The organism is Actinoallomurus soli (genome assembly GCF_024055715.1).
Classification (GTDB): domain Bacteria; phylum Actinomycetota; class Actinomycetes; order Streptosporangiales; family Streptosporangiaceae; genus Actinoallomurus; species Actinoallomurus soli.
In genome coordinates this window covers 444,894-463,238 of the sequence record NZ_JAMXMV010000004.1, presented here as the reverse complement: position 1 = coordinate 463,238, position 18,345 = coordinate 444,894, and the positions used below count along the sequence as shown (strand labels likewise).

The 18,345-nt window shown below is 68.7% G+C and carries 20 protein-coding genes; all 20 read left to right on the top strand.

Translation table 11 applies throughout. From position 1 onward, the window contains the following. Window positions 1-116 precede the first annotated feature (116 nt). The 20 genes from NDW01_RS14070 (at window position 117) to rplE (ending at window position 18,342) form a co-directional block, all read left to right on the top strand. The gene (locus NDW01_RS14070; RefSeq protein WP_252820559.1) at window positions 117-3,992 is read left to right on the top strand and encodes a DNA-directed RNA polymerase subunit beta'; all 3,876 of its coding nucleotides are present in this window, start codon (window positions 117-119) and stop codon (window positions 3,990-3,992) included. Between the two features lie 274 nt (window positions 3,993-4,266). Next, on the top strand, window positions 4,267-6,858 hold the full coding sequence (locus NDW01_RS14065; RefSeq protein WP_252820557.1) for a hypothetical protein: 2,592 nt from the start codon (window positions 4,267-4,269) through the stop codon (window positions 6,856-6,858). Window positions 6,859-7,315: 457 nt separating this feature from the next. Further along, a complete protein-coding gene (rpsL, locus tag NDW01_RS14060) occupies window positions 7,316-7,690 on the top strand; it encodes a 30S ribosomal protein S12 (RefSeq protein WP_019632621.1) in 375 nt (124 codons plus the stop codon). Window position 7,691: 1 nt separating this feature from the next. Next, window positions 7,692-8,162 carry a 30S ribosomal protein S7 gene (gene rpsG, locus NDW01_RS14055; RefSeq protein WP_252780395.1) on the top strand — a complete coding sequence of 157 codons (471 nt, stop codon included), beginning with the start codon at window positions 7,692-7,694 and terminating at the stop codon, window positions 8,160-8,162. Window positions 8,163-8,204: 42 nt separating this feature from the next. Continuing rightward, entirely contained in the window at window positions 8,205-10,316 is a 2,112-nt protein-coding gene (fusA, locus tag NDW01_RS14050) for an elongation factor G (protein ID WP_252820555.1), read from the top strand. Window positions 10,317-10,396: 80 nt separating this feature from the next. After that, the gene (gene tuf / locus NDW01_RS14045; protein ID WP_252820553.1) at window positions 10,397-11,590 is read left to right on the top strand and encodes an elongation factor Tu; all 1,194 of its coding nucleotides are present in this window, start codon (window positions 10,397-10,399) and stop codon (window positions 11,588-11,590) included. 113 nt (window positions 11,591-11,703) lie between these two features. Continuing rightward, window positions 11,704-12,012, top strand: coding sequence for a 30S ribosomal protein S10 (gene rpsJ, locus NDW01_RS14040; protein WP_141956729.1), 309 nt, complete (start codon window positions 11,704-11,706; stop codon window positions 12,010-12,012). A gap of 14 nt (window positions 12,013-12,026) precedes the next feature. Further along, window positions 12,027-12,674, top strand: coding sequence for a 50S ribosomal protein L3 (gene rplC / locus NDW01_RS14035; RefSeq protein WP_252820550.1), 648 nt, complete (start codon window positions 12,027-12,029; stop codon window positions 12,672-12,674). Continuing rightward, window positions 12,675-13,286, top strand: a complete 612-nt coding sequence (gene rplD / locus NDW01_RS14030) for a 50S ribosomal protein L4 (protein WP_252820548.1) — start codon at window positions 12,675-12,677, stop codon at window positions 13,284-13,286. Beyond that, window positions 13,283-13,582: a 50S ribosomal protein L23 gene (gene rplW / locus NDW01_RS14025; protein ID WP_252780425.1), complete on the top strand. Its 300-nt coding sequence runs from the start codon at window positions 13,283-13,285 to the stop codon at window positions 13,580-13,582. Before rplD ends, rplW begins: the two co-directional genes overlap by 4 nt. 38 nt (window positions 13,583-13,620) lie before the next feature. Further along, window positions 13,621-14,454: a 50S ribosomal protein L2 gene (rplB, locus tag NDW01_RS14020; protein ID WP_252820545.1), complete on the top strand. Its 834-nt coding sequence runs from the start codon at window positions 13,621-13,623 to the stop codon at window positions 14,452-14,454. 9 nt (window positions 14,455-14,463) lie between these two features. Next, complete coding sequence (gene rpsS, locus NDW01_RS14015; protein WP_252780430.1) at window positions 14,464-14,745, top strand: 30S ribosomal protein S19; 282 nt, start codon at window positions 14,464-14,466, stop codon at window positions 14,743-14,745. A gap of 28 nt (window positions 14,746-14,773) precedes the next feature. Further along, the gene (gene rplV / locus NDW01_RS14010; protein WP_252780443.1) at window positions 14,774-15,154 is read left to right on the top strand and encodes a 50S ribosomal protein L22; all 381 of its coding nucleotides are present in this window, start codon (window positions 14,774-14,776) and stop codon (window positions 15,152-15,154) included. Further along, window positions 15,154-15,999, top strand: a complete 846-nt coding sequence (rpsC, locus tag NDW01_RS14005) for a 30S ribosomal protein S3 (protein ID WP_252820543.1) — start codon at window positions 15,154-15,156, stop codon at window positions 15,997-15,999. The genes rplV and rpsC overlap by 1 nt, the downstream gene beginning before the upstream one ends. Before the next feature lie 8 nt (window positions 16,000-16,007). Then, window positions 16,008-16,427, top strand: coding sequence for a 50S ribosomal protein L16 (gene rplP / locus NDW01_RS14000; protein WP_252780460.1), 420 nt, complete (start codon window positions 16,008-16,010; stop codon window positions 16,425-16,427). 67 nt (window positions 16,428-16,494) lie between these two features. Further along, complete coding sequence (gene rpmC, locus NDW01_RS13995; RefSeq protein ID WP_252780978.1) at window positions 16,495-16,743, top strand: 50S ribosomal protein L29; 249 nt, start codon at window positions 16,495-16,497, stop codon at window positions 16,741-16,743. Next, window positions 16,736-17,008 carry a 30S ribosomal protein S17 gene (rpsQ, locus tag NDW01_RS13990; RefSeq protein ID WP_252780482.1) on the top strand — a complete coding sequence of 91 codons (273 nt, stop codon included), beginning with the start codon at window positions 16,736-16,738 and terminating at the stop codon, window positions 17,006-17,008. The genes rpmC and rpsQ overlap by 8 nt, the downstream gene beginning before the upstream one ends. Before the next feature lie 79 nt (window positions 17,009-17,087). Next, window positions 17,088-17,456 (top strand): 50S ribosomal protein L14, encoded by a 369-nt coding sequence (rplN, locus tag NDW01_RS13985; protein ID WP_252780494.1) that lies wholly within the window; start codon window positions 17,088-17,090, stop codon window positions 17,454-17,456. Beyond that, window positions 17,456-17,770 (top strand): 50S ribosomal protein L24, encoded by a 315-nt coding sequence (rplX, locus tag NDW01_RS13980; protein WP_252820540.1) that lies wholly within the window; start codon window positions 17,456-17,458, stop codon window positions 17,768-17,770. The genes rplN and rplX overlap by 1 nt, the downstream gene beginning before the upstream one ends. Continuing rightward, window positions 17,770-18,342: a 50S ribosomal protein L5 gene (gene rplE / locus NDW01_RS13975; protein ID WP_252780508.1), complete on the top strand. Its 573-nt coding sequence runs from the start codon at window positions 17,770-17,772 to the stop codon at window positions 18,340-18,342. The genes rplX and rplE overlap by 1 nt, the downstream gene beginning before the upstream one ends. Window positions 18,343-18,345 lie beyond the last annotated feature (3 nt).

Genomic DNA, 18,345 nt, shown 5'->3' with positions numbered 1-18,345 from the left:
CGACGCAGGCGGCGGCACGGGCGCGAGGCAGCGCCCGTCCGCCGGCCCGCGGAGTGAGCGAGAAGGCGTTTCGGACCTCGGAATCGGCATACGACAACAGGGGACTGGTTAACAAAGTGCTCGACGTCAACTTCTTCGACGAGCTGCGGATCGGCCTGGCGACGGCTGACGACATCCGGCAGTGGTCGCACGGCGAGGTCAAGAAGCCGGAGACGATCAACTACCGGACTCTCAAGCCGGAGAAGGACGGGCTCTTCTGCGAGAAGATCTTCGGTCCGACCCGGGACTGGGAGTGCTACTGCGGCAAGTACAAGCGCGTCCGGTTCAAGGGCATCATCTGTGAGCGCTGCGGTGTCGAGGTCACTCGCGCCAAGGTGCGGCGTGAGCGGATGGGCCACATCGAGCTGGCCGCGCCCGTCACGCACATCTGGTACTTCAAGGGCGTCCCGAGCCGGCTCGGCTACCTGCTCGACCTGGCGCCGAAGGACCTCGAGAAAATCATCTACTTCGCGGCGTACATGATCACACATGTCGACGCCGAGATGCGCGAGCGCGACCTGCCGTCGCTGGAGGCGAAGGTCTCCGTCGAGCGGCAGCAGCTCGAGCAGCGCCGCGACGCCGACATCGAGTCCCGGCAGAAGAAGCTCGAGACCGACCTGGCCGAGCTCGAGGCCGCCGGGGCGAAGGGCGACCAGCGCCGCAAGGTCCGTGAGGGCGCCGAGCGGGAGATGAAGCAGATCCGCGACCGGGCGCAGCGCGAGCTCGACCGGCTCGACGAGGTCTGGAACCGCTTCCGCAACCTCAAGGTCCAGGACCTCGAGGGCGACGAGCTGCTCTACCGCGAGATGCGGGACCGCTTCGGCCGCTACTTCGAGGGCGGCATGGGCGCCGCGGCCATCCAGAAGCGCCTGGAGAACTTCGACCTCGACGCCGAGGCCGAGCGGCTGCGGGAGACCATCCGCAGCGGCAAGGGCCAGAAGAAGGCCCGCGCCCTCAAGCGCCTCAAGGTCGTCTCCGCGTTCCTCAACACCCGCAACAGCCCGCGGGGCATGGTGCTCGACTGCATCCCGGTGATCCCGCCGGACCTGCGCCCGATGGTGCAGCTCGACGGTGGCCGGTTCGCCACGAGCGACCTCAACGACCTGTACCGCCGGGTCATCAACCGGAACAACCGGCTGAAGAGGCTGCTCGACCTCGGCGCGCCCGAGATCATCGTCAACAACGAGAAGCGGATGCTGCAGGAGGCCGTCGACGCGCTGTTCGACAACGGCCGCCGCGGCCGGCCCGTCACCGGGCCGGGCAACCGTCCGCTCAAGTCGCTGTCCGACATGCTCAAGGGCAAGCAGGGCCGCTTCCGGCAGAACCTCCTGGGCAAGCGCGTCGACTACTCCGGCCGTTCGGTCATCGTCGTCGGCCCGCAGCTGCGGCTGCACCAGTGCGGTCTGCCCAAGCAGATGGCGCTGGAGCTGTTCAAGCCGTTCGTCATGAAGCGGCTGGTCGACCTCAACCACGCCCAGAACATCAAGAGCGCCAAGCGCATGGTCGAGCGGGCCCGCCCGGCCGTGTGGGACGTGCTCGAAGAGGTCATCACCGAGCACCCGGTGCTGCTGAACCGCGCGCCGACCCTGCACCGCCTGGGCATCCAGGCCTTCGAGCCGCAGCTGGTCGAGGGCAAGGCCATCCAGATCCACCCGCTCGTCTGCACCGCGTTCAACGCGGACTTCGACGGTGACCAGATGGCCGTGCACCTGCCGCTGTCGGCCGAGGCCCAGGCCGAGGCGCGCATCCTGATGCTCTCGACCAACAACATCCTCAAGCCGTCCGACGGCAAGCCGGTCACCATGCCGACCCAGGACATGGTCATCGGTCTGTTCTGGCTGACGACGGACAAGGAGGGCGCCGACGGCGAGGGCCGCTCGTTCGCCGGCATGTCCGAGGCGATCATGGCCTACGACCGGGGCGACCTGCACATCCAGGCCAAGATCAACGTCCGGCTCAAGGACGTCCCGCCGCCGCGCGGCTGGACGGCCCCGGAGGGCTGGGAGGCCGGTCAGCCGTACCGCCTCGAGACGACGCTCGGCCGGATGCTGTTCAACGAGGCGCTCCCGGCGGACTTCCCGTTCGTCAACTACGAGGTCGGCAAGAAGCAGCTGTCGGCGATCGTCAACGAGCTGGCCGAGACCTACCCGAAGGTCGATGTCGCGAACGCGCTGGACGCGCTGAAGGACACCGGCTTCCGGTGGGCGACCCGCTCCGGCGTGACCATCGCGATCGACGACGTCATCGCCCCGCCGAACAAGGCGGACATCATGGCGAACTACGAGCGCCGGGCCGACAAGGTCCAGCGCGAGTACGACCGCGGTCTGATCACCGACGACGAGCGCCGTCAGGAGCTCATCGAGATCTGGACCCACGCCACGGCCGACGTCGCCAAGGACATGGAGGCGGCCTTCCCCGCCACCAACCCGATCTGGATGATGATCAACTCCGGTGCGCGCGGTAACCCGCTGCAGCTCCGGCAGATCGCCGGTATGCGTGGTCTGGTCTCCAACCCGAAGGGTGAGACCATCCCGCGTCCGATCAAGTCGTCCTTCCGCGAGGGCCTGTCCGTGGTCGAGTACTTCATCGCCACGCACGGCGCCCGTAAGGGTCTGGCCGACACCGCCCTGCGTACCGCCGACTCGGGTTACCTGACCCGTCGTCTGGTGGACGTCGCGCAGGACGTGATCGTGCGCGAGGACGACTGCGGCACCGACCGTACGATCAAGTTCGCGATCGCGACGCGGAACGCCGACGGCAGCCTCACCAAGGTCGCGAACTCCGAGAACAGCCTCGTCGGGCGCAACCTCGCGCACGACATCGAGGTGGACGGCACCGTCCTGTACCCGGCGGGCACGGACATCAACGACACGGTGCTCAACCGCCTCATCGAGGCGGGCGTCGACGAGGTGCGCGTCCGCTGCGCGCTGGTCTGCGAGTCCAAGATCGGTGTCTGCGCGATGTGCTACGGCCGCTCGCTGGCCACCGGCAAGCTCGTGGACGTCGGCGAGGCGGTCGGCATCATCGCCGCCCAGTCGATCGGCGAGCCCGGCACCCAGCTGACCATGCGGACCTTCCACACCGGTGGTGTGGCCGGTCAGGACATCACGCACGGTCTGCCGCGTGTGCAGGAGCTGTTCGAGGCGCGCGTTCCCAAGGGCGTCGCCCCGATCAGCGAGGTCGCCGGCCGGGTCCGCGTCGACGAGACCGAGAAGACCCGCAAGATCGTGATCATCCCGGACGACGGCGCCGAGGAGATCGCCTACCCAGTGCCGATGCGGTCGCGGCTGCGCGTCAAGGACGGCGACCACGTCGAGGTCGGTGAGCAGCTCATCGCGGGTGCCATCAACCCGCACGAGGTGCTGCGCATCCTCGGCCCGCGCGCGGTCCAGCTGCACCTGGTCGACCAGGTGCAGGAGGTCTACCGGTCGCAGGGTGTGTCGATCCACGACAAGCACATCGAGATCATCGTTCGGCAGATGCTGAAGCGGGTCCAGGTGCTGGAGTCCGGCGACACCGACATGCTGCCGGGCGTCGAGCTGGTCGAGCGGCCGCGGTTCGAGGAGCTCAACCGCGCCGTCGTGGCCGAGGGCGGTCAGCCCGCGGTCGGCCGGCCGCAGCTCATGGGCATCACGAAGGCGTCGCTGGCCACCGAGTCCTGGCTGTCGGCGGCCTCCTTCCAGGAGACGACGCGGGTCCTCACGGACGCGGCGATCCACGCCAAGTCCGACCCGCTGGTCGGCCTGAAGGAGAACGTCATCATCGGCAAGCTCATCCCGGCCGGTACCGGCATGCCGCAGTACCGCAACATCCGGGTCGAGCCGACCGAGGAGGCCAAGGCCGCGGTGTACTCCGTCGGTTCCTACGACGAGGGCGCCGAGTACGCCTTCGGCCAGGGTTCCGGCGAGGCCGTGCCGCTGGAGGAGTACGACTTCGGTCAGTACAACCGGTAGTCACACCGGGTGGTCCACCACCAGGCAGGGGCCGTCTCTGGATCTTCCAGAGGCGGCCCTTCGCCGTTTCGTCACGATCATGTGGGACGGTGGTGATTTGCGGTCATGCCCGTGACCAGGCACTCTGGTGCGGTGAACCAGCGGAGGACGCCCCAGGTGGTGGCCGCCGGACAGGCCGGGAGGGCGTGATGCGACACCCGATCCCGAGCGCTGTCACAAGGCCGGTCCCCCGGAGGCGAGTCGCCCGCGGAGACGGCGCTGAAGGAGTCCGACGATGACCGAGCAGAACGGCGGCCAGGGATCCCACTGGCCCCCGCCTGAGCAGCAAGGATCGTCCGAGCCGCCCGGCGCCGACCAGGGCGCCGCCACGGGCGGGCAGGAGCAGCCCCAGGACCCCCCGGCCCCCCAGGGCGTGTCGGATGACGTCCTCGAGTCGGGTCGCACCGTCATGTTCGGCGCTCCGCGCCGCCCCGTGACTCCGCCCGCGTCCGAGGAGAGGCCCGACGCGCCCGCCTCCGGTGAGGCGGGGCCGGGTTCCGCCCCCGACGAGCAGCCGCCGTCGCCGTACGGCGCCCCCGCGCAGCCGGGAACGCCCGGCGCGCCCTCCACGTACGGCACTCCGGGAACGCCGCCTCCGCCGCCGTACGGCCAGCAGCCCTACGGCCAGCAGGGGTACGGGCAACCGGGCACGCCGCCCTACGGTCAGCAGCAGCCCTACGGCCAGGCTCCGTACGGCCAGCCGGGGGCTCCGTCCCCGTACGGCACGCCGGGCGAGCAGCCCGCGCCGTACGGCCAGCCTCCCTACGGGCAGCAGCCTCCCACCGGTCAGCCGCCGTACGGCGGGCAGCCGGACGAGCAGCCGTCGTACGGCCAAGGCCAGTACGGCACGCCGCCGCCCTACGGTCAGCAGCAGCCCTACGGCCAGGCTCCGTACGGCCAGCCGGGAGCTCCGTCGCCGTACGGCCAGCCCGGAGAGCAGCCGCCGTCGCCCTACGGCCAGCCCGGCCAGCCCGCGTCGCCGTACGCACAGCCGGGCGGGCAGCAGGGCTCTCCGTACGGCCAGCCGGCCGACCAGCCGGGGTCGCCGTACGGTCAGCCGGGGGCGCAGCCCGGTTCGCCGTACGCTCAGCCGGGTTCCCCGTACGGCCGGCAGCCCGAGCAGGCGGCTTCGCCGTACGGCCGGCAGCCCGAGCAGGCGGGTTCGCCGTACGGCCGGTCGGAAGAACAGTCCGGCGGCTCCTCGTACGCGCAGCCGGGGCAGCCGTCTGCGGCGTCCTACGGGCAGCCCGGGGGGTCACCCTCCTACGACCAGGCCGGCGAGCAGGCGGACCGGCAGCAGCCGTCTCAGGGCGAGCAGGGGCCGTTCGGGGAGTCCGGGTACTCCCAGCCCTATGGTCAGCCCTTCGGCTCTCCCGCGGGCTCTGCCTCCTTCGGGGAGCAGGGCGGGAGTGCGGGCTCCGACCCGTCCGCGCCCGAGCAGGGGAGCGCGGCGTCCGCTTCGTCGGCCGCGGACGAGGACGCCGCCGAGCGCACCACGGTCGCACCGTCGGAGTCGACCGGCGAGCGCCCGGTGCCGTCCGCCGAGGGCGGGTTCGGTGCGCCCGCGACGACGGCCTTCCGCCCGGAGGCGGAGAGCGGCACGGGGACGGGCGAGTACCAGCCTCCCTCCTCCTTCGGATCGGCCGCGTCCGGTGCCGACGTGCCGCAGCCGCCGTCCACGATGCTGGACCGGCCGCTGGAGACGGGTTCCTCCGGCTCTTCCGGCGAGGAGTCGTCACGGACCGGCGACCTCCCGGCCTTCGGCGCTCCGGCGGGGGACCCCCCGGCCTTCGGCGCGCCGACGAGCGACGCTCCGGCGTTCGGCGGTCCCGCCGGGGACGGCCCGTCCTTCGGCGGTTCGGCGAGCGAGGGCCCGTCGTTCGGCGGTCCGGCGAGTGACGCTCCGGTGCTCGGCGCGCACGCGGCGGAGGAGCCGGCGTCGGCCGGCTCGCAGGCCGGGGACGACCAGGGCGACGACGACAACGGCGGGGCCGAGCGCACGATGCTGGTGCCGCCTCCGGAGGTCGGTTTCGCGAGCCAGAGCCGGGTCGACGAGGAGCCGCCTCCGTACGGCGGCGGCAACCCGGCCGGCGGCGCCTCCGACCCGAACGGCCTCGGCGCCTCGGCCTTCGGCCGGCACGCGTCTCCGTCCTCGACCGGGGACTCCGGTCCGTACCCCACGCCGTCGAGCGGTGACTCGGGTCCGCTGCCCTGGGCTCCGCCGTCCGGTTCGCCGGCCTCCGGCGGAGAGCAGAGCGGCGGTCCGCAGCCCTCGGGTCCGCAGGGATTCGGGCAGCCCCAGGGCTTCCCGCAGCAGGGGTACGGCCAGCCCGCCTACGGGCAGCAGCAGGGCTACGGGCAGCAGCAGGCGTACGGCGAGCAGCGGCGCCCGGACCAGCAGGGCAGCGGCCCGCAGGGGTACGGCGAGCAGCAGCCGGGCTCCGGCCGGCAGGGCCAGGGTCAGGGCCAGCAGCCGTACGGCCAGCAGGGCTTCGGCCAGCAGCAGGGTTACGGTCAGCAGCAGGGCGGCCAACAGCAGGCCGGGCAGCAGGGCCACCCTCAGCAGGGGTTCGGTCAGCAGCAGCCCTATGGCCAGCAGCAGGGCTATGGCCAGCAGCAGGGCTATGGCCAGCAGGGGTACGGCCAGCAGCAGCCGTCGCCGTACGGCGGTCAGCAGCCGTTCGGTCAGGAGGGCGGTTTCCCCGGCTATGGCCAGGTGTCGTCGTCCTCTTCCGGGGACGAGTCCAAGCGCAAGCTCTGGATCGCTCTGGGCATCGGCACCGTGGTGCTGGTGATCCTGATCATCATCCTGTTCATGTCACTGTGAGGTAGGGACTCCGGGACCGCCTCTTTCATCGCGCGGACGGGTAGGACAGAATGCCGACGGGAACATCCGTCGGCATTCTGGCGTTCTGCGGGTGAACGTCGCCGAGCGACTTTCGGCGTGGCGGGGCTTGTTTTGACCTCGTGCTCGGGTGTTAGGTAGTCTCTCCCTTCGTGCCCGCGGTTCGCGGGTTCATCGTGCGCGCACAGGCGGTCTCGGCGGTCACCCCTCGGTGGTCGGTCCGACCGGCGTGCGGTACGGATCCGACTCCCCCCGAGTTCGTCCGGCCCAGCACGGGCCGACGGGGACGCGGCAGGCGCGACACGCCCGACCGCGGGGGCGGGGGACGAGGGAAAAACTGCAGGTCCTGGCCGCGTAAGTGGTTCGTGACCTGGAGCCGTACGACAGTGCGGCAACCAACGAAGACTTACCGGCTCGGTACGAGGAAGACGGAGACGCGGTGCCCACGATCCAGCAGCTGGTCCGCAAGGGCCGCCAGGACAAGGTGACCAAGAACAAGACCCCGGCGCTCAAGGGGAGCCCGCAGCGCCGTGGCGTCTGCACGCGCGTCTACACGACGACGCCCAAGAAGCCCAACTCGGCGCTTCGCAAGGTCGCCCGTGTCCGGCTGACGAGTGGGATCGAGGTCACGGCCTACATCCCCGGCGTCGGACACAACCTGCAGGAGCACTCGATCGTGCTCGTGCGCGGCGGCCGTGTGAAGGACCTCCCCGGTGTTCGGTACAAGATCATCCGGGGGTCGCTGGACACCCAGGGTGTCCGGAACCGGAAGCAGGCGCGCAGCCGTTACGGCGCGAAGAAGGAGAAGAGCTGACATGCCTCGCAAGGGTCCCGCAGGCAAGCGCCAGCTGATCGCTGACCCGGTGTACAACTCGCCGCTGGTCACCTCGCTGGTCAACAAGGTCCTGCTCGACGGCAAGCGGTCGATCGCGCAGAGCATCGTGTACGACGCACTCGAGGGTTGCCGCGAGAAGACGGGCAACGACCCGGTCGTCACGCTGAAGCGCGCGCTGGACAACGTGAAGCCGACCCTCGAGGTCCGCAGCCGGCGTGTCGGTGGCGCCACCTACCAGGTGCCGGTCGAGGTGCGCCCGGCCCGCAGCACCACGCTGGCGCTGCGCTGGCTGGTGCTGTACGCCCGGCAGCGCCGCGAGAAGACGATGACCGAGCGGCTGATGAACGAGCTGCTCGACGCGAGCAACGGCCTCGGCGCGAGTGTCAAGAAGCGCGAGGACACCCACAAGATGGCGGAGTCCAACAAGGCCTTCGCGCATTACCGCTGGTAACAACCGGCATCTAGTCGTACGAGACAAACGAGGACGCGAGAAGTGGCTACTCAGACCGGCGTAGACCTGGCCAAGGTCCGGAACATCGGGATCATGGCCCACATCGACGCGGGCAAGACCACCACCACCGAGCGGATCCTGTACTACACCGGCGTCAACTACAAGATCGGTGAGGTCCATGAGGGCGCGGCCACCATGGACTGGATGGAACAGGAGCAGGAGCGCGGCATCACGATCACGTCCGCCGCGACCACCTGCCACTGGACGGTTGACGACGTCGATCACACCATCAACATCATCGACACGCCGGGCCACGTGGACTTCACCGTCGAGGTGGAGCGTTCGCTGCGCGTCCTCGACGGTGCCGTCGCGGTGTTCGACGGTGTCGCCGGTGTAGAGCCGCAGTCGGAGACGGTCTGGCGGCAGGCCGACCGCTACAACGTGCCGCGGATCTGCTTCGTCAACAAGCTGGACCGGGTCGGCGCGGAGTTCCACCGCTGCGTCGACATGATCGTGGACCGGCTGAACGCCACGCCGCTGGTGCTGCAGATCCCGATCGGCGCCGAGGCCGACTTCAAGGGCGTCGTGGACCTGGTCCGCATGAAGGCCCTGGTGTGGAGCGCCGAGGCCGCCAAGGGCGAGATGTACGACGTCCTGGACATCCCGGAGTCGCACGCCGACGCCGCGCGTGAGTGGCACGACAAGCTGGTGGAGACGCTGGCCGAGGCGGACGACGAGATCATGGAGCTGTACCTCGAGGGCCACGAGCCCACGACGGACCAGCTGATCCCGGCCATCCGCCGCGCCACGATCGCCGGCAACCTCACCCCGGTCACCTGCGGCACCGCGTTCAAGAACAAGGGCGTCCAGCCCCTGCTCGACGCGATCGTCAACTACCTCCCGTCGCCGCTCGACATCGAGGCCATCAAGGGCCACGACGTGCGCGACGAGGAGAAGGTGATCGAGCGCAAGCCGAGCGAGGACGAGCCGTTCGCGGCGCTGGCGTTCAAGATCATGAGCGACCCGCACCTCGGCAAGCTGACCTTCATCCGCGTCTACTCGGGCGTGCTGGAGTCCGGTTCCTCGGTCCTGAACAGCGTGAAGGACCGCAAGGAGCGCATCGGCAAGATCTACCGCATGCACGCGAACAAGCGTGAGGAGATCGAGCGCGTGGGCGCCGGCGACATCGTCGCGGTGATGGGTCTCAAGCAGACCACCACCGGCGAGACGCTGAGCGACGACAAGAACCCCGTGGTTCTGGAGTCGATGAACTTCCCGGCGCCGGTCATCAACGTCGCGATCGAGCCGAAGACGAAGGCCGACCAGCAGAAGCTGGGCACCGCGATCCAGCGGCTCGCCGAGGAGGACCCGTCCTTCCAGGTGCGGACCGACGAGGAGACCGGCCAGACCATCATCTCCGGCATGGGCGAGCTGCACCTCGAGGTGCTGGTCGACCGCATGAAGCGCGAGTTCAAGGTCGAGGCCAACGTCGGCCGGCCGCAGGTCGCCTACCGCGAGACCATCCGCCGCAAGGTGGAGAAGGTCGAGTACACCCACAAGAAGCAGACGGGTGGCTCGGGCCAGTTCGGTCGCGTGATCATCGACCTGGAGCCCATCGGCGGCGGCAGTGACGGCTACGAGTTCGAGAACAAGGTCACCGGTGGCCGCATCCCCCGGGAGTACATCCCGTCGGTGGACGCGGGCTGCCAGGAGGCGGCCGAGTTCGGTGTGCTCGCGGGCTACCCGATCGTGGGCGTCAAGGTGACGCTGCAGGACGGCGCCTACCACGACGTCGACTCCTCGGAGCTGGCGTTCAAGATCGCCGGGTCCATGGCGTTCAAGGAGGCGGCCCGCAAGGCCGACCCCGCGCTGCTGGAGCCGATGATGGCCGTCGAGGTGACCACGCCCGAGGACTACATGGGCGACGTCATCGGCGACCTGAACGGCCGGCGCGGCCAGATCCAGGAGATGGGCGAGCGCTCCGGCGTCCGCGTCATCAAGGCGATCGTGCCGCTGTCGGAGATGTTCGGCTACGTGGGCGACCTGCGCAGCAAGACCCAGGGCCGGGCCGTGTTCACCATGCAGTTCGACTCCTACGCCGAGGTTCCGGGGAACGTCGCGCAGGAGATCGTCGCCAAGGCGCGGGGCGAATAACCGCACCGCGGCGCACAAGACCAACCACTGAAAGCAATGCGGTCGTCTAGACGGCCGAGGATCGCAGCAAGGAGACACCGGTGGCCAAGGCCAAGTTCGAGCGGACGAAGCCGCACGTAAACATCGGCACCATTGGACACATCGACCACGGTAAGACCACGCTTACCGCGGCGATTACCAAGGTGCTCCATGACAAGCACCCCGACCTCAACCCCTTCACGCCGTTCGAGGACATCGACAAGGCGCCGGAGGAGCGCGAGCGGGGCATCACGATCTCGATCGCCCACGTCGAGTACCAGACGGAGAAGCGCCACTACGCGCACGTCGACTGCCCGGGTCACGCCGACTACATCAAGAACATGATCACCGGTGCCGCGCAGATGGACGGCGCGATCCTGGTGGTGGCGGCGACCGACGGCCCGATGCCGCAGACCAAGGAGCACGTGCTCCTGGCCCGCCAGGTCGGCGTTCCGTACATCGTCGTGGCCCTCAACAAGGCCGACATGGTCGACGACGAGGAGATCCTCGAGCTCGTCGAGCTGGAGGTCCGCGAGCTGCTGTCCGAGTACGAGTTCCCGGGCGACGACGTGCCGGTCGTGCGCGTCTCGGCGCTCAAGGCGCTCGAGGGCGACCCGGAGTGGGGCGCCAAGATCGGCGAGCTCATGGACGCCTGCGACGAGAACATCCCGGAGCCGGTCCGTGAGACCGACAAGCCGTTCCTGATGCCGATCGAGGACGTCTTCTCGATCACCGGTCGCGGCACCGTGGTCACCGGCCGCATCGAGCGTGGCGTCGTCCACGTCAACGAGACCGTCGACATCATCGGCATCAAGGAGACCGCGACCAGCACCACGGTCACGGGCGTCGAGATGTTCCGCAAGCTGCTCGACGAGGGCCAGGCCGGTGACAACGTCGGTCTGCTCCTGCGCGGCATCAAGCGCGAGGACGTCGAGCGCGGTCAGTGTGTCATCAAGCCGGGCACCAACACCCCGCACACCGAGTTCGAGGCCCAGGTCTACATCCTGTCCAAGGACGAGGGTGGCCGCCACACGCCGTTCTTCAACAACTACCGTCCGCAGTTCTACTTCCGGACCACGGACGTGACCGGCGTCGTGCACCTGCCCGAGGGCACCGAGATGGTCATGCCGGGCGACAACACCGAGATGCGCGTCGAGCTCATCCAGCCGATCGCGATGGAGGAAGGCCTCCGCTTCGCGATCCGCGAGGGCGGCCGCACCGTCGGCGCCGGCCGAGTGACCAAGATCATCAAGTAGTAACCCGTGCGGCGGCGGGACTACATGGGCGACGTCATCGGCGACCTGAACGGCCGCCGCACCACGATGAGAAGACCCAGCGGCACTAGGAAGTAAAGGACACCGAGGCCACCATGGCGGGACAGAAGATCCGCATCCGGCTCAAGGCCTACGACCACGAGGTCATCGACACTTCGGCGCGCAAGATCGTCGAGACGGTGACGCGCACGGGCGCGAAGGTCGCCGGCCCGGTGCCGCTGCCGACCGAGAAGAACGTGTACTGCGTCATCCGCTCGCCGCACAAGTACAAGGACAGCCGCGAGCACTTCGAGATGCGCACGCACAAGCGCCTGATCGACATCATCGATCCGACGCCCAAGACGGTCGACTCGCTCATGCGGCTCGACCTGCCGGCCGGCGTCGACATCGAGATCAAGCTCTAAGGACGCTTCGAGAGATGAGTAAGCAGAGAAAGGGCGTCCTGGGCGAGAAGCTCGGCATGACCCAGGTTTTCGACGATGAGGGCCGGATCGTTCCGGTGACCGTCGTCCAGGCCGGGCCGTGCGTCGTCACCCGGGTCCGCACGCCGGAGAACGACGGCTACTCCGCCGTCCAGCTCGGCTTTGGGCAGATCGACCCGCGCAAGGTGAACAAGCCCCTCACCGGGCACTTCGAGAAGGCCGGCGTCACGCCGCGCCGTCACCTCGTCGAGCTGCGCACCGACGACGCCACCGAGTACGAGCTCGGCCAGGAAGTCACCGTTGAGGTCTTCGAGGCCGGCCAGCGGATCGACGTCACCGGCCGCAGCAAGGGCAAGGGCACCGCGGGTGTCATGAAGCGCCACGGCTTCAAGGGCCTCGGCGCCTCGCACGGTACCCAGCGCAAGCACCGCTCGCCGGGTTCGATCGGCGGTTGCGCCACCCCGGGTCGCGTGTTCAAGGGCCTGCGCATGGCCGGTCGGCACGGCAACGCCCGTATCACCGTCCAGAACCTCACCGTGCACGCCATCGACACCGAGAAGAACCTGCTGCTGATCAAGGGTGCGGTTCCCGGTCCGAACGGCGGCCTCGTCCTGGTTCGCACCGCCGCGAAGGGGGCGAAGTAAGTGAGCAAGCTGGACGTCGAGCTGGCCCCGGAGATCTTCGAGGCCAAGGTCAACGTGCCGCTGATCCACCAGGTGGTCGTGGCGCAGCTGGCCGCGGCCCGCCAGGGCACGCACAAGACCAAGACCCGCGGTGAGGTCTCCGGCGGTGGCAAGAAGCCGTACCGCCAGAAGGGCACCGGCCGCGCCCGTCAGGGTTCCACCCGTGCGCCGCAGTTCGCCGGCGGTGGCACCGTCCACGGCCCGCAGCCGCGCTCGTACGAGCAGAAGACGCCGAAGAAGATGAAGGCGGCCGCGCTGCGCGGCGCGCTGTCGGACCGGGCCCGGTACGGCCGCGTGCACGTGGTGTCGAACCTGCTCGAGGGCGAGACGCCGAAGACCAAGACGGCGCTCGCCGCGCTGCGCGAGGTCACCCCGGCGGAGAAGGTCCTCCTGGTGCTCGACCGCGAGGACGAGCTCACCTGGAAGAGCCTGCGCAACGTCCCCGAGGTCCACGTGATCGTCGAGGACCAGCTGAACACCTACGACGTGCTCTGCAGCGACGACGTGGTGTTCACCGAGGCCGCGTACCAGGCCTTCGTGGGCCGTGTCAGCGGGAAGGAGAGCGCGCAGTGAAGATCGCCGACCCGCGCGACATCCTCATCGCGCCCGTGATCTCTGAGAAGAGCTACGGGCTGCTCGATGAGAACAAGTACACGTTCGAGGTCCGCACGGACGCCAACAAGACCCAGATCCGGCAGGCCGTCGAGGCCGTCTTCGGGGTCAAGGTGACGGGCGTGAACACCATCAACCGGCAGGGCAAGCGCAAGCGCACCCGGTTCGGTTACGGCAAGCGCAAGGACACCAAGCGGGCCATCGTGAGCCTGGCCGACGGTGAGCGGATCGACATCTTCGGTGGCCCGGTCTCCTGACCGGGATCGCCGAAGCAGACAAGGGATGAACGAAAAAGATGGGCATCCGTAAGTACAAGCCGACGACCCCCGGGCGTCGCGGTTCGAGCGTGGCCGACTTCGTCGAGGTCACCCGGACCGAGCCCGAGAAGTCGCTGGTGCGTCCGCTCCCGAAGAAGGGCGGCCGTAACACCCACGGCCGCATCACCACCCGTCACCAGGGTGGTGGCCACAAGCGGGCCTACCGCGTCATCGACTTCCGGCGCGCCGACAAGGACGGCGTCCCGGCGAAGGTCGCGCACATCGAGTACGACCCGAACCGCACCGCGCGGATCGCGCTGCTGCACTACGCCGACGGGGAGAAGCGCTACATCCTCTGCCCGACCGGCGTGAAGCAGGGCGACGCGATCGAGAACGGCGCGGGCGCCGACATCAAGCCGGGCAACTGCCTGCCGCTGCGCAACATCCCGACCGGTACGGTCGTGCACGCCATCGAGCTGCGGCCGGGCGGCGGCGCCAAGCTGGCCCGGTCGGCCGGCTCCGGCGCGCAGCTGCTGGCCAAGGAGGGCAAGTACGCCACGCTGCGCATGCCCTCCGGTGAGATGCGGATGGTCGACGTTCGCTGCCGCGCCACCGTCGGTGAGGTCGGCAACTCCGAGCAGTCGAACATCAACTGGGGTAAGGCCGGCCGTATGCGGTGGAAGGGCAAGCGCCCGACCGTCCGCGGTGTCGCGATGAACCCGATCGACCACCCGCACGGTGGTGGTGAGGGCAAGACCTCCGGTGGTCGTCACCCGTCGAGCCCCTGGGGCAAGCCCGAGGGCCGTACCCGCAAGGCGAACAAGCCGTCCGATCGGCTCATCGTCCGTCGTCGTAGCAAGAAGAAGCGGTAGGAGCCCACGATGCCACGTAGCCTTAAGAAGGGCCCTTTCGTGGACGACCACCTCATGAAGAAGGTGGACGTACAGAACGAGAAGGGCACGAAGAACGTCATCAAGACGTGGTCGCGGCGCTCCATGATCGTGCCCGACATGCTCGGTCACACGATCGCCGTGCACGACGGCCGCAAGCACGTTCCGGTGTTCGTCACCGAGGCCATGATCGGTCACAAGCTCGGGGAGTTCGCCCCGACGCGGACGTTCAAGGGCCACATCAAGGAAGACCGCCGCAGCCGTCGCGGCTGACCGGAAGTACTGAGAGCGAGGAACAGCGATGGAAGCCAGGGCCCAGGCGCGGTACGCCCGCGTCACGCCCAGGAAGGCCCGCCGCGTGGTGGACCTCATCCGTGGCCTGCCGGCCACGGAGGCTCAGGCGGTGCTGCGGTTCGCCCCTCAGGCTGCGAGCGAGCCGGTGTACAAGGTGCTCTCGAGCGCCATCGCCAACGCCGAGCACAACAACCAGCTCGAGGTCGACACCCTCTGGGTGAGCCGCGCGTGGGTCGACGAGGGACCGACGCTGAAGCGTTTCCGCCCGCGGTCGATGGGGCGCGCGTACCGCATCAACAAGCGTACGAGCCACATCACGGTCGTGGTCGAGTCGCGTCCGGAGGGCGAGAAGTCCAACGGTCGTAAGAAGACGAGGAGGACCCGCTAGTGGGGCAGAAGATCAACCCGCACGGGTTCCGGTTGGGCATCACCACCGACTTCAAGAGCCGGTGGTACGCCGACAAGCTGTACAAGGACTACGTCAAGGAAGACGTGGCGATCCGCCGGATGCTGACCCGCGGCATGGACCGCGCCGGCATCTCCAAGGTCGAGATCGAGCGCACCCGTGACCGCGTCCGCGTCGACATCCACACCGCCCGCCCCGGCATCGTCATCGGCCGGCGTGGCGCGGAGGCCGACCGCATCCGCGGCGACCTCGAGAAGCTGACGGGCAAGCAGGTCCAGCTGAACATCCTCGAGGTGAAGAACCCCGAGGTCGACGCTCAGCTCGTCGCCCAGGGCGTCGCCGAGCAGCTGTCCAGCCGGGTCGCGTTCCGCCGTGCGATGCGCAAGGCCATCCAGAGCGCCATGAAGAGCGGCGCCAAGGGCATCAAGGTCCAGTGCGGCGGCCGCCTCGGCGGCGCCGAGATGTCGCGCTCGGAGTTCTACCGCGAGGGCCAGGTGCCCCTGCACACGCTCCGCGCCGACATCGACTACGGGTTCTACGAGGCCCGTACCACCTTCGGCCGGATCGGCGTGAAGGTCTGGATCTACAAGGGCGAGGCTCCGACGAGCCGCGCCGAGCGTGAGGCGCAGCAGGCCAAGGAGCGGGCCGCCGGTGGCGGTCGGCGCGAGCGGCCGCAGCGTCGCGGTGGCGGCGGCGGTGGCCGTCGTGGCGAGCGCGGCGGCGACCGCGGCGGCCGGCAGCAGCAGGCCGCTTCCGCGCCGACCGGCGCCGAGCAGCAGCAGTCCAACGAGGCGGCCGCGCCGTCCAGCACGGGTGAGGGGAGCTGAAGTAACCCATGCTGATCCCTCGCAGGGTCAAGCACCGCAAGCAGCACCACCCGAAGCGGCGTGGGATGGCCAAGGGCGGTACGAAGGTCACCTTCGGCGAGTACGGCATCCAGGCCGTCGAGGGCGCGTACGTGACCAACCGGCAGATCGAGGCCGCTCGTATCGCGATGACCCGGCACATCAAGCGTGGCGGAAAGGTGTGGATCAACATCTACCCCGACCGTCCGCTGACCAAGAAGCCGGCCGAGACCCGTATGGGTTCCGGTAAGGGCTCGCCGGAGTGGTGGATCGCCAACGTCAAGCCCGGACGCGTGATGTTCGAGCTGGCCGGCGTTCCGGAGCCGCTGGCTCGCGAGGCGCTCCGCCGCGCGATGCACAAGCTCCCGATGAAGTGCAAGTTCGTGAAGCGCGAGGTCGGTGAGGCGTGATGTTCAAGCAGCACAAGCTCCCGATGCAGCGCTCACGGTTCGAGAAGCGTGAAGTGGGTGAGGCGTGATGGCCAAGGGCCTTACCGCTGACGATCTGCGGACCCAGCCCGAGGCTGAGCTCGTCACCAAGCTCAAGGAGGCGAAGGAGGAGCTGTTCAACCTCCGCTTCCAGGCGGCGACGGGCCAGCTCGAGACTCACGGACGGCTTCGGGAAGTGAAGCGGGAGATCGCCCGCATCTACACCGTGATGCGGGAGCGTGAGCTCGGCATCGTCGAGTTCGCCGAGGAGCCCGTGGAGGAGTCCACCGATGAGTGAGCAGAACACCGAGACGCGGAACTACCGCAAGATCCGTGAGGGTCTCGTGGTCAGCGACAAGATGGACAAGACCGTCGTCGTCGCCGTCGAGGACCGCGTCAAGCACCCGCTGTACGGCAAGATCATCCGCCGTACCACGAAGTACAAGGCGCACGACGAGGCCAACGCCTGTGGCGTGGGCGACCGGGTTCGTCTCATGGAGACCCGGCCGATGTCCGCCACCAAGCGGTGGCGCGTCGTGGAGATCCTTGAGAAGGCCAAGTAGCTGGCAGCCGCCGCCAAGCGGCTGAGGATCGAATCCGCCAGGCTCACAACGAGAACCGGCGTGAAATACAGGAGTTGACGTGATCCAGCAGGAGTCGCGACTCAAGGTCGCCGACAACACGGGTGCCAAGGAGATTCTGTGCATCCGCGTTCTCGGCGGCTCGGGTCGGCGCTATGCGGGCATCGGTGACATCATCGTCGCCACCGTGAAGGACGCCCTTCCCGGTGCCGGCGTCAAGAAGGGTGATGTCGTTAAGGCCGTCGTCGTGCGCACCCGCAAGGAGCGGGGCCGTCCCGACGGCTCCTACATCCGCTTCGACGAGAACGCTGCCGTCCTGATCAAGGACGGTGGCGACCCTCGCGGCACGCGTATCTTCGGCCCGGTCGGCCGGGAGCTGCGCGAGAAGCGGTTCATGCGCATCATCTCGCTGGCGCCGGAGGTGCTCTGATGAAGATCAAGAAGGGCGACGACGTCGTCGTCATCGCCGGCAAGGACAAGGGCGCGACCGGGAAGGTCATCTCGGCGGACCCCAAGCGCGAGCGCGTGGTCGTCGAAGGCGTGAACATGGTGAAGCGCCACACCAAGGAGACGAACCAGGGCCCGCGTGGCGCCAAGGAGGGCGGGGTCGTCACCAAGGAGGGGCCGATCCACGTCAGCAACGTGATGCTGCTGGAGAACGGTAAGCGCACTCGCGTCGGCTACCGCATCAACGAAGACGGCACGAAGGTCCGCATCTCGCGCCGTACCGGTAAGGAAATCTGATGACCGCCGACACGACTACGCAGGTCCCCCAGCCGCGGCTCAAGCAGCGCTACCGCGAGGAGATCGCGAAGAAGCTGCAGGACGAGTTCGGCTACGCCAACGTCATGCAGATCCCGGGCGTGACCAAGGTCAAGGTCAACATGGGCGTCGGTGACGCCGCCCGCGACTCGAAGCTCATCGAGGGCGCGGTGCGCGACCTGACCACCATCACCGGCCAGAAGCCGGCCGTCGCGCGGGCGAAGAAGTCCATCGCGCAGTTCAAGCTGCGCGAGGGCATGCCGATCGGCGCGCACGTGACGCTGCGCGGCGACCGCATGTGGGAGTTCCTGGACCGCCTGCTGTCGCTGGCGCTGCCCCGGATCCGTGACTTCCGCGGCCTGTCGCCGAAGCACTTCGACGGCAACGGCAACTACACGTTCGGGCTCACCGAGCAGGTGATGTTCCACGAGATCGACCCCGACAAGGTCGACCGCCAGCGCGGCATGGACATCACGATCGTCACCACCGCGACGACCGACGACGAGGGCCGGGCGCTCCTGCGGCACCTGGGCTTCCCGTTCAAGGAGAACTGAGAG

Excerpts from the sequence above, each read along its gene's own strand:
- rplB (WP_252820545.1), top strand. The coding sequence starts at position 13,621 with ATGGGCATCCGTAAGTACAAGCCGACGACCCCCGGGCGTCGCGGTTCG.
- rplE (WP_252780508.1), top strand. The coding sequence starts at position 17,770 with ATGACCGCCGACACGACTACGCAGGTCCCCCAGCCGCGGCTCAAGCAG.
- rpmC (WP_252780978.1), top strand. The coding sequence starts at position 16,495 with ATGGCCAAGGGCCTTACCGCTGACGATCTGCGGACCCAGCCCGAGGCT.
- rpsS (WP_252780430.1), top strand. The coding sequence starts at position 14,464 with ATGCCACGTAGCCTTAAGAAGGGCCCTTTCGTGGACGACCACCTCATG.
- rpsQ (WP_252780482.1), top strand. The coding sequence starts at position 16,736 with ATGAGTGAGCAGAACACCGAGACGCGGAACTACCGCAAGATCCGTGAG.
- rpsJ (WP_141956729.1), top strand. The coding sequence starts at position 11,704 with ATGGCGGGACAGAAGATCCGCATCCGGCTCAAGGCCTACGACCACGAG.
- rplC (WP_252820550.1), top strand. The coding sequence starts at position 12,027 with ATGAGTAAGCAGAGAAAGGGCGTCCTGGGCGAGAAGCTCGGCATGACC.
- rplX (WP_252820540.1), top strand. The coding sequence starts at position 17,456 with ATGAAGATCAAGAAGGGCGACGACGTCGTCGTCATCGCCGGCAAGGAC.
- rpsG (WP_252780395.1), top strand. The coding sequence starts at position 7,692 with ATGCCTCGCAAGGGTCCCGCAGGCAAGCGCCAGCTGATCGCTGACCCG.
- NDW01_RS14065 (WP_252820557.1), top strand. The coding sequence starts at position 4,267 with ATGACCGAGCAGAACGGCGGCCAGGGATCCCACTGGCCCCCGCCTGAG.
- rplV (WP_252780443.1), top strand. The coding sequence starts at position 14,774 with ATGGAAGCCAGGGCCCAGGCGCGGTACGCCCGCGTCACGCCCAGGAAG.
- rplP (WP_252780460.1), top strand. The coding sequence starts at position 16,008 with ATGCTGATCCCTCGCAGGGTCAAGCACCGCAAGCAGCACCACCCGAAG.